Raw genomic sequence first — 8,191 nt, forward strand, 5'->3', positions numbered from 1 at the left:
AGCGATCCGCCGTATGGAACAGACGATGATGGAAGGGGTAAAGGCGAGGGGTGGGACTCTCTTGAATCGAAGAGATCCGGAAATCGAAGTTCCATTCGGCGGATACCTGCCGTAAGTCTCGACTGGAGTTTGTGATGGGAACCTGGGGATCGGGCCCGTTCGACAGCGACACCGCTGAGGACTTCCTTGATGAGCTGGAAGAGCAGACTGCATCGCGGCGACTGACTGTCGTCGAAAACACTTTCCGCTCCGCCATCGAGGCGGGGGGCAGATCGAATTCCTCTGTGCTTCCTGAGGAGGTAATGGCTGCTGCTGCTGTGGTTGCGGCCAATATTCCGACGGGGAGTTCTTTGGCTTGGAACGAGGAATATCCGAGCATCACGGAATGGCTGGCGAAACCAATTGCGCCCGCCCTAGCCTCGTCTGCGATTCAGGCGCTGGAAGTGGCGTTGCCGACAGACAGCTGGTTCTGGAGGAGCTGGGTCGACGCCAGCGAGAGGGAAGAGGCTCAGGCTGCGATTGACAGTCTGAGGTCTGTACTGCGTCCCGTCAGTGAAGGTGAATCCCAGTAGTTCGCTGGTCGAGGTCGACCAGAGAGTCCACTACATGCGAGGAGCCCCACCGAAGCATGATTCGGTGGGGCTCCTCAGTGGTTTGCCACTGAGGTTGAAAGGGTGGGGTGACAGCGGGCGTTGGCGGTGCTACATCCTCGTTATGAGGTATGCGGATGGCGGCGGCCAGACAGCCGCGGGGCGGGCGAAGCGTGAGGCGGCGAGCTTCGAGGCCGCGGAGATGTTCGGGCAGGGGGTGCGGCCGCCGGAGGTGGCCCGCAGGTTACGGGTATCGCGGAAGTCTGCGTACGCCTGGAACGCCGCTTGGCGCCAGGCCGGAGCGCAGCCCTGGCCTCCAAGGGGGTCGACGGCTTTCCGCGCCGGCTAGTCGGTGAGGGATAGGCTTGTCGTCATGGCTGACTTCGTGCAGGTGTCGACGGCGACCGAGACGCGTGAGCAGGCCGTAGAGCTGGCTCGGTCGGTTGTGACCGCTCGTTTGGCGGCCGGGGCACAGATCGTCGGGCCGGTGGCCTCCGTCTTCTGGCATGAAGGCGAGTTCGGGACCGGGGAGGAATGGCAACTCCTCCTGAAGACCCGGGCCGACAGATACGCCGAACTGGAGGCGCACCTTCTGGAACGTCATCCGTGGAAGAACCCGGAGATCGTGGCGGTGCCGATTGTGGCCGGAGCGGATGCCTACCTGAAATGGATGACCGCGACCCTTGGGCAGGTGGCCGGAGAGTGACTGGCCGTCAGGCTTGGGCTTTCTCAAGCGTCTCGGCAACCACCGGGAGTGCTCGATGGTTGCCAAGCCGTCGCAGAACCGGGGCAAGTCGCTCGCGTGGGCGGACAGATGCCACTCCGGCGGCGAGATCGAGGGCGCGGCTCGTTGCAGCGGCTGCCTGTTCGATCTCCCCGGCCTCGATGTACGAGTCGGCGAGCCAGGACAGATACAGGCTCTTGTCCCGTGCGTGCGCGTCGTCGTACTCGGCCAGGGCTGTCTCAAGAGCCGGGACCGCGCGGAGTGGGCGCCGGAGTTCCGTCCAGCACCGGCCGGTCATGATTCTCAGTTCGTTCTGGTCGACCCACGCCGTCCAGTCCGGCTGTGGTGCGTCGTCGATCTCCGCGAGCGCGGACTCTGCGGCAACCAGGGCGCGTTCCGTCTCGTCGGCGAGTCCCGCGACCGCGTATGCCCACGCAAGCCGTTCCTCCAGCAGTGCGCGCACCCTGGGCGCCGCGTCAGGTCCTGCCGTCGCACACGAGCGGGCGGCCGTGTCTATCCCGGCTTGGCGGTCGCCGCTGACTGCCTGGTAGGCGAGGAAGGCGAGCGCGTTGCCGGCGAGCTCGGTGTCCTCGGCCTCTACGGCAGTCGTGTGGCTCGCTTCGTACAGCCCTGTCGCGTCGTGGTGCCTGCCGCTGTCGAACGCGGCCCAACCTGCTTGCTGCGCCTGTTCGGAGAGCACTGAAAGCAGTGCCTTGTAGGTTCCTTCGCTGCAGGTCGAATCCCGGACCAGAGCTTTGGTTGCCTGGTATTCGCCCAGGTAGACACGGTACGTGTCGCCGCCGCCGAGCACGTCGTCCAGGCGCCGCAGCCGCGTGGTGCGCTCGCGTAGCCGTTCAGGGAAGTCGCTTCCGATTCGGCGGCCCGCTCGGGGGCGGGAAAGCTCGGGCAAGCCCACGGCGAGTCCAGTTCCGGCCGATGTTCTGATGAACTCCCTACGCCTCACTTCGTCTCCGTCTCCATCGGTGGTGGCCGAATGCACAGGTCTGGGAAACACGTGGTGCGGCCCGGCTGATTCCTCCCACTGGCGTGGAGCGAGGCCGAGCATGTGCCCGGGGATGCGCAGTGCGTCGGCGATCCGGGCGACCTTCTCGAAGGTGGTCACGCTGCCCTGCCCGCGAGCCAACACCCCTACGCGCTCTGGCTTGATGTCGCATTCGGCAGCGATCTTCGAGTAGCTGATCCCCGCCTCGCTCCTGGCCAGGCGGAACACCGTGCCGAAGTCGTGCGCCCTGATCGCGGCACTCATGTCCGCACGGTCCAAGAGCCCGCGCGGAAGCGCGGTCGGCGGTACGTAACCGGTCATGAGACGTCCCGTCGTGCCTGCTGGTGACAGTGTGTTGCACTCGGCTAACCCTCAGCCTACCCATGATGGGGATACCCACAGGTGGGAAGTCGGCAGCCCTACCAAGGCGGACAGTTGACGCGAAATACCCCGGCGACCGCGCGAACGGTCCCGGGGCGTGGTCAACACTGACTAGGAGCGTCGACATGTCGAAAACTACATCCCCCGAACGGAAGCGTGACCCCGGGGCCAGGATGACGATCCGCGTCTACACCGTGAGCATCGGAAGCGGTGAGATCGTCGAGGATCGAGGCACTGTCAGGGTTCTGGGGAGCGACGGTCCGCTTCCCCTGAGGAACGCGTTCCCGCCGTGCGCCTGTCCCCTTCACCGCAGGCAGGAGGCCGCGCTATGACCACCCGCATCGCCACAGACACTTCACCCCCATCGGCGGAATGTACTGTCGGGCAGCGGCCGGAGTATGCGGATCTGCACGCCAGTTGTCGTCAAACCAAGGACGTGCCCCTGCCCCATGGAGGCGGGCTGTTGTTGCTGCGCCGGTGCGGCTGCACCTGCCACTCAGGGACAGGCGGCTGGTCATGATGGCCGGGCCGTATGTCTGCCGTCACTGCGACGGGCTCATCACCGACCCGGATGACGCGGTCATCGTGGCCTACGTGCACGTCAACTCCGGTCCCGGTCGGGTCGTATGGGCGCACAGCGCGCACGCCCACCTCGTACAGCCAGACCCGTACCCACTCGCCCTGCTGGCCCGCATCCGGGCGCTCCGCGCAGGGAGCACCGCCCCCTGAAACGTCACGCCAGGGCCCGGTGACAGACAGGCAGACCGACAGCACACGTCAGTCAACGGGCCCCTCATTTTGGCGGACCGCCCCCAACTGCGGGAACGCGGCAGACGCTGACGTCACGGGACGAAAGAGCCAACGCCACCTCACCCGATCCCCGCGCTCCCGCAGACGAAAGTCGTTTCCCGGAGCAGTTCCGGTGTGACGCGAACGCCCGTCAGGTGCTCTGCGAGGGCGAACGACGCCTCAACGCCGAGGAAATCCGCAGTGTCGGAGATCTCGTCCCCGAACTGGAAGCCGCAGTGACGCATGGCGTCCAGAAGGTCGTCGGGGGTGGTCCCCCATCGGTGGTCGGGGATTTCGGGCTCGAACGTCAGGCGCTTGACCGTGTCGTCGGCCCAGAGGAACGAGTCGACGCCGTTGATGTTGACGAAGTGCGATACCCAGCGTGTCCCGGCGGACGCCGGCAGGGCGCGTTCTTCGGTGACCCCGAGATAGCCGATGGGCTCGATCAGCAGGGTCCAGTCGCCGACGGTGGTCATGGCGATGAACTGCCGGGTGCTGTCCGACCGGTCGAGGAGTTCGAACGCTGCGTCCACTATCTCCGCAGCCCCGGTCCGGGAAGGCTCGACTCTGCCGCCGAGGCGGGCGAGTACCTCGGAGGGCGGCAGATTGTGCACCAGCGTGAGGCAGTACGCCTCTGCGAGGTCTGGGAACAGCTTCTGGAACCACAGGTAGTCGGCTGCAGTCGCGGTCAGTCCCACCAGAACTCCCATTCGCGGCGCTTCATGAGCTCCTCGGGGTATGTCTCCAAGTCCATGGACGGGTCGACGAAGAACCAGTCCGGGCAGGCGGCGTAGTGCTCGAGGGCGAGAACACGGGCCTGGTCGATGTCCGTAGGTGGAGCGGCAACCGAGAGGTAGAGATACGCCTGTCCGAAGCCCACGACACGGACTCCGAACCGGTCTTCCCAGGAACGCAGGACCACCGACAGCTCTTCCGCGGTCATGTGGTTCGCCGGTCCGGTCCAGTTGAGGGCAGCGGGTGCGTCGGCACCCCGGGAGACCTCCACGAGGGCCAGACACGGGGCCCGACTCTTGCGGACCAGCGCGGTCGCGAGTTCCCCGGCGGGCTGGGCGGCGTCCGGAACCGCAGCGGCAGGCGCTGCCAGACCCGGCCACTCCTCGAACGCCGGCCAGGCATCCTGCGTCCACTCACGCCGCAGGTAGGAAGCCGCATCGACGCCCGCTCCGTAGTCGCCTCGGGTGGGCTCGAACGAGTCGTCCGGATACTCGAGCAGCAGCGGGTACAGACCGGTCTCCGGATGCCTGGAGTACAGCCGCGCCCACCAGTCGGCCGCGCCCCGGACCGGGCCATCGCTGAGCCACACCAGAGGATGCGAATCCTGAGACGGGCCCAGCAGGTGGCCGGGCGGCAGGTCGGTCAGCAGTCGTGCGCGATTTTCGTGAAGTGCTTTGGACATGACCGGACCATATGAGGCACCACTGACAATGCCGCCCCCAGACCTACACCCCGCCAACCCCGTCCCTGACAACCTCCCGAGCCACAGTCCCCCGAGCGCCCGCCAACTCGGCCGCGATACGGGCGGTCCGCTCGCCGTCCGCAGCAACCACCCCGGCCACCGGCCCCGCATCGAGAAGGCGCCGCCGTCGCAAGTGGGTAGGCGGGTGGGTCGTGTCCACGGCGTGGCCGCGCAATGCGCCGACGCGGCGCTGGCGTTCGTACTCGAACTCGGGGATGGAGTCCATGTGGGCCGCCAACTCCACCCACAGGTCGTCGTGTTCGGTACCCCGTGTCCGTCCACCACCGCGCAACCGGCGTCCGTTCACCTCGCGGCGCAGGGTGATGTCGATGGAGTCGGTGACGAGCAGGATGTCCATCAGGCCGACCGCGGCCTCCGTCGAACCGGCCCTCGCCGCAGCCGAGTCGGCGAGGTACTCGCTGCGCTGTGTGGCGCGCAGGGTGAGGGTGTCGAGCAGCATCAGCACACCCAGGATGAGGAACCGCGGCACGACGTACGCCAGGTTGGTGATCGCCTGGATGGGAGTCGGGTTCGGGGTGGGGGAGAGGTAGTACAGCCAGAGGTTGAGCGAGTGGTACGCCGTCGCCAGTACCAGGCCGCGACGCGTGTCCCCGTTGCTGTAGTGGCCCAACTCGTGTCCCAGCAGGGCGATTCGGCGCTCGGGGGACAGGGATTCCCAGAGCGGGAGGCCCAGGGTCAGGAGGCGGCCCCGGAGGCCGTACGTCCGGACACTCGCGTTCACCTCGGCGTTGACCGCGACGGCGTCCACACCTCTCGTACCCGACGCCACGGCGATCTCGTCGATCAGCGCGAACAGTTCGGGCGCCTCCGGGCGGCGCAGGACGACGCCGGTGCCCTCGTCCTTGGGCAGCCGGTTGAGCCTCGGACGCAGCGCCCAGCCCAGCAGCAACAGGAACAGGCCCGGCACCATGAGGAAGCTGCCCCAGCCGCTCACCACGCACCAGACGCCGGTCACGGCGAGCACGCCGGTCACCCCGTGGATCAGCAGCGCGATGACGTACGCCAGCACACCGGACACATCACGACGAGCCCGCTGCTCATCAGCCGTGTCCGTGCTCATCGTGGCCAGCAGCTTCTCGCCGTGCCGTCGCGCCAGCGTGCGGCGCAGTGTCTCCAGCCTGCCCTTCTTCGGCTCCGGGCCGCCCGGGTCCACGTTCCAGTCGCAGGCCGGACACCATGTGGTGAAACGGCTGTCCGCCTGGATCCCCGTACCGCACTCGGGGCACTGTCTCGACTCCAGCATGGCTTCTCTGATGGCGCGCACGACCGCGTCCCCCTCCCCCTGCGGCCCCTCCCCAGAGGCTGCTCTGTCCATGACACGTAGGGGCCGATCATGCCAGTGCCGTCGAAGCTGCAACGGTGCGGGGCGTCAGAGTGTGAGATCTCAGACTTCGTCCTGGGGCCACTGGTGCGCCTTTGCTGGAAATTTCCCTGTGGCTGCCCCCCTCTTACGCCACAACCACCCGCGTTCCGTTGAAGTTGGCGACGACCTCCAACTCTCCGCCCAAGGCCGCGACGTAGGCGGCCACCGTCCCCACCTCGGCCGATGATGTCCTGCCACGTTCGATGGCGGACACCCGTTCCTGTCGTACGTGCATGCGATCTGCTACTTCGCGCTGTGTGAGTCCGAGCTGGCGACGCATCTCGGCGAGTCGGTGCGCGCGGGCTTCGGCCACCATGCGCCGGGCTCCTGCCGAGATCTCGTCGAGGTCCTCCGCGTCGAAGACCTCCGCTTTGACCTCGTCCCAGGAGTGGAAGCTGGTCATGTTTGTGCCTCCTTCTGCTGCCGCTGCTTCAGATGAACGAGCCACTCCGCATACCGGGCTTCGGCCATGGGGATGGCGCGGCGGTACCACTCGGACCACTGGCCCGCCTTGTCGCCAGCCACGAGAAGGACCGCGTTGCGCTCCGGGTCGAAGACAAACAGGATGCGGATCTCGCTGCTTCCGGCCGATCCGGGGCGCAGCTCCTTGAGATGGTGCAGGGTCGAACCCTTGATTCGATCCACCAGGGGACGTCCGAGATCGGGGCCTTCGTCGACGAGGGCCTGGATCGCCTGGCCCACGAGCTGTGCCGTGGCCCGGTTGTCCTTGCGAAGTGTGTGCAGCCAGTCGCGGACCTCCCCGGCCATTTCAAGATGCCAGGCCATCGATCCTCATCGAGTAGTACGCCTTCATACTAGTACCCTTGCGTACTGTCGACCACTGCGGAGGGATTGCCAACCCTGTTCACCCGATCGTGGACAACGACAACGTCCCGAGGTCGCACGCACAGCCCCACCCTCAGCTACACGAACCAACCCGCCCGGATGCCCTTGGCGGCGGTTCAGGTTCGCCACTACGGTCGCGGACCGTGGACCCCTTCTCACGTTCCTGGACAGCGCTGCGCACAGCCGTAGCCGCACTCCCCGACGAGGACTTCGAGCGCCCCTCCGGCTGTACCGGCTGGCTCGTACGGGACCTGGTGTGTCACCTGGTCATCGATGCGCAGGACGTCCTGATCACCCTCGTCACGCCCGCTCCGGACAGGGAACCGACGGTGGACGCCGTCGCCTACTGGGACGTCCTCCCCGAACCCCCGACCGGCGACGACCCCCTCGACGCGCTGATCCCGCGCCTGGCCGCCGCGTACTGTGACCCGGAACTCCTCAAGTTCCATCTCGACGACGTCGGTTCCGCCGCCGGCCGGGCTGCCCGGCTCGCCGATCCCGCCGCTCGCGTCAGCACCCGCGACGAGGTGCTGACCGTCGGGGACTACCTTTCCGCGTACGTCCTCGAATGGACCCTGCACCACCTCGACCTGGTCGCGCACCTGCCGGCCGCCACCGACCCGCCCGCCGAGACCCTCGCGGCGGCGCGCGCCCTGCTGGAGGCGATCGGCGGGGCCCCGTTCCCCGCCGCCCTGTCCGACAAGGACGCGCTCCTCATCGGCACCGGACGCCGTACACCCACGAACGCGGAGACGGCCGCGCTCGGTCTCGGTGTCGACCTCGCCGCGAGGCTGCCGCTCATCCTCGGCTGAGTGGCGCGCCACCCGGGCCGAGGTGGTTTGACAGAGCCCGGAGTTCCGCAGCCCGGCGCGGGCTATGCCTGGAACACACCCGAACCTCTCGGTTACGGGCCGGCCGGGGCCATGGCTCTCTTTGTGGCTGCTCCTCTACTGACGGCTGCCGCTCTTTCCCTGGCAGGCGTGGTGGGTGGGGCGGA

10 protein-coding genes and 1 pseudogene are annotated in these 8,191 nt (G+C 67.2%); 5 read left to right on the forward strand and 6 right to left on the reverse strand.

What is annotated here, in order from left to right:
• The first annotated feature begins 134 nt into the window (after positions 1-134).
• From STRTUCAR8_RS50690 to cutA, 3 genes and pseudogenes are all read left to right on the forward strand, one after another.
• On the forward strand, positions 135-572 hold the full coding sequence (locus tag STRTUCAR8_RS50690) for a DUF4259 domain-containing protein (protein ID WP_078507435.1): 438 nt from the start codon (positions 135-137) through the stop codon (positions 570-572).
• A 142-nt stretch (positions 573-714) separates the two neighbouring features.
• Positions 715-938 (forward strand): annotated as a pseudogene (locus STRTUCAR8_RS55895) (helix-turn-helix domain-containing protein); the annotation flags it as partial.
• A gap of 25 nt (positions 939-963) precedes the next feature.
• Positions 964-1,296: a divalent-cation tolerance protein CutA gene (cutA, locus tag STRTUCAR8_RS37830; RefSeq protein ID WP_006381597.1), complete on the forward strand. Its 333-nt coding sequence runs from the start codon at positions 964-966 to the stop codon at positions 1,294-1,296.
• Between the two features lie 7 nt (positions 1,297-1,303).
• On the opposite strand, the gene STRTUCAR8_RS37835 is transcribed toward cutA, so the two are convergent.
• Positions 1,304-2,581, reverse strand: a complete 1,278-nt coding sequence (locus STRTUCAR8_RS37835; protein ID WP_234372507.1) for an NsdA family TPR-like regulatory protein — start codon at positions 2,579-2,581, stop codon at positions 1,304-1,306.
• Positions 2,582-3,214: 633 nt separating this feature from the next.
• Here STRTUCAR8_RS37835 and STRTUCAR8_RS37840 point away from each other — a divergent pair.
• Positions 3,215-3,427: a hypothetical protein gene (locus STRTUCAR8_RS37840; protein ID WP_006381616.1), complete on the forward strand. Its 213-nt coding sequence runs from the start codon at positions 3,215-3,217 to the stop codon at positions 3,425-3,427.
• 140 nt (positions 3,428-3,567) lie between these two features.
• Here the strand turns inward: STRTUCAR8_RS37840 and STRTUCAR8_RS37845 are convergent, their stop codons facing one another.
• From STRTUCAR8_RS37845 to STRTUCAR8_RS37865, 5 genes are all read right to left on the reverse strand, one after another.
• On the reverse strand, positions 3,568-4,197 hold the full coding sequence (locus STRTUCAR8_RS37845; protein ID WP_006381576.1) for a DUF6461 domain-containing protein: 630 nt from the start codon (positions 4,195-4,197) through the stop codon (positions 3,568-3,570).
• A complete protein-coding gene (locus tag STRTUCAR8_RS37850; protein WP_006381591.1) occupies positions 4,176-4,904 on the reverse strand; it encodes a DUF4253 domain-containing protein in 729 nt (242 codons plus the stop codon). Before STRTUCAR8_RS37850 ends, STRTUCAR8_RS37845 begins: the two co-directional genes overlap by 22 nt.
• 43 nt (positions 4,905-4,947) lie before the next feature.
• The gene (locus STRTUCAR8_RS37855) at positions 4,948-6,249 is read right to left on the reverse strand and encodes a M48 family metalloprotease (protein WP_006381610.1); all 1,302 of its coding nucleotides are present in this window, start codon (positions 6,247-6,249) and stop codon (positions 4,948-4,950) included.
• Between the two features lie 184 nt (positions 6,250-6,433).
• Entirely contained in the window at positions 6,434-6,751 is a 318-nt protein-coding gene (locus tag STRTUCAR8_RS37860; RefSeq protein WP_006381580.1) for a helix-turn-helix domain-containing protein, read from the reverse strand.
• Positions 6,748-7,116, reverse strand: a complete 369-nt coding sequence (locus tag STRTUCAR8_RS37865; protein ID WP_044473566.1) for a type II toxin-antitoxin system RelE/ParE family toxin — start codon at positions 7,114-7,116, stop codon at positions 6,748-6,750. The genes STRTUCAR8_RS37860 and STRTUCAR8_RS37865 overlap by 4 nt, the downstream gene beginning before the upstream one ends.
• 221 nt (positions 7,117-7,337) lie before the next feature.
• On the opposite strand from STRTUCAR8_RS37865, the gene STRTUCAR8_RS37870 reads away from it, so the two are divergent.
• A complete protein-coding gene (locus tag STRTUCAR8_RS37870) occupies positions 7,338-8,006 on the forward strand; it encodes a maleylpyruvate isomerase N-terminal domain-containing protein (RefSeq protein ID WP_006381600.1) in 669 nt (222 codons plus the stop codon).
• The last annotated feature ends 185 nt before the right edge of the window (positions 8,007-8,191 follow it).

The sequence above is a fragment of the Streptomyces turgidiscabies Car8 genome, assembly GCF_000331005.1.
Classification (GTDB): Bacteria; Actinomycetota; Actinomycetes; order Streptomycetales; family Streptomycetaceae; genus Streptomyces; species Streptomyces turgidiscabies.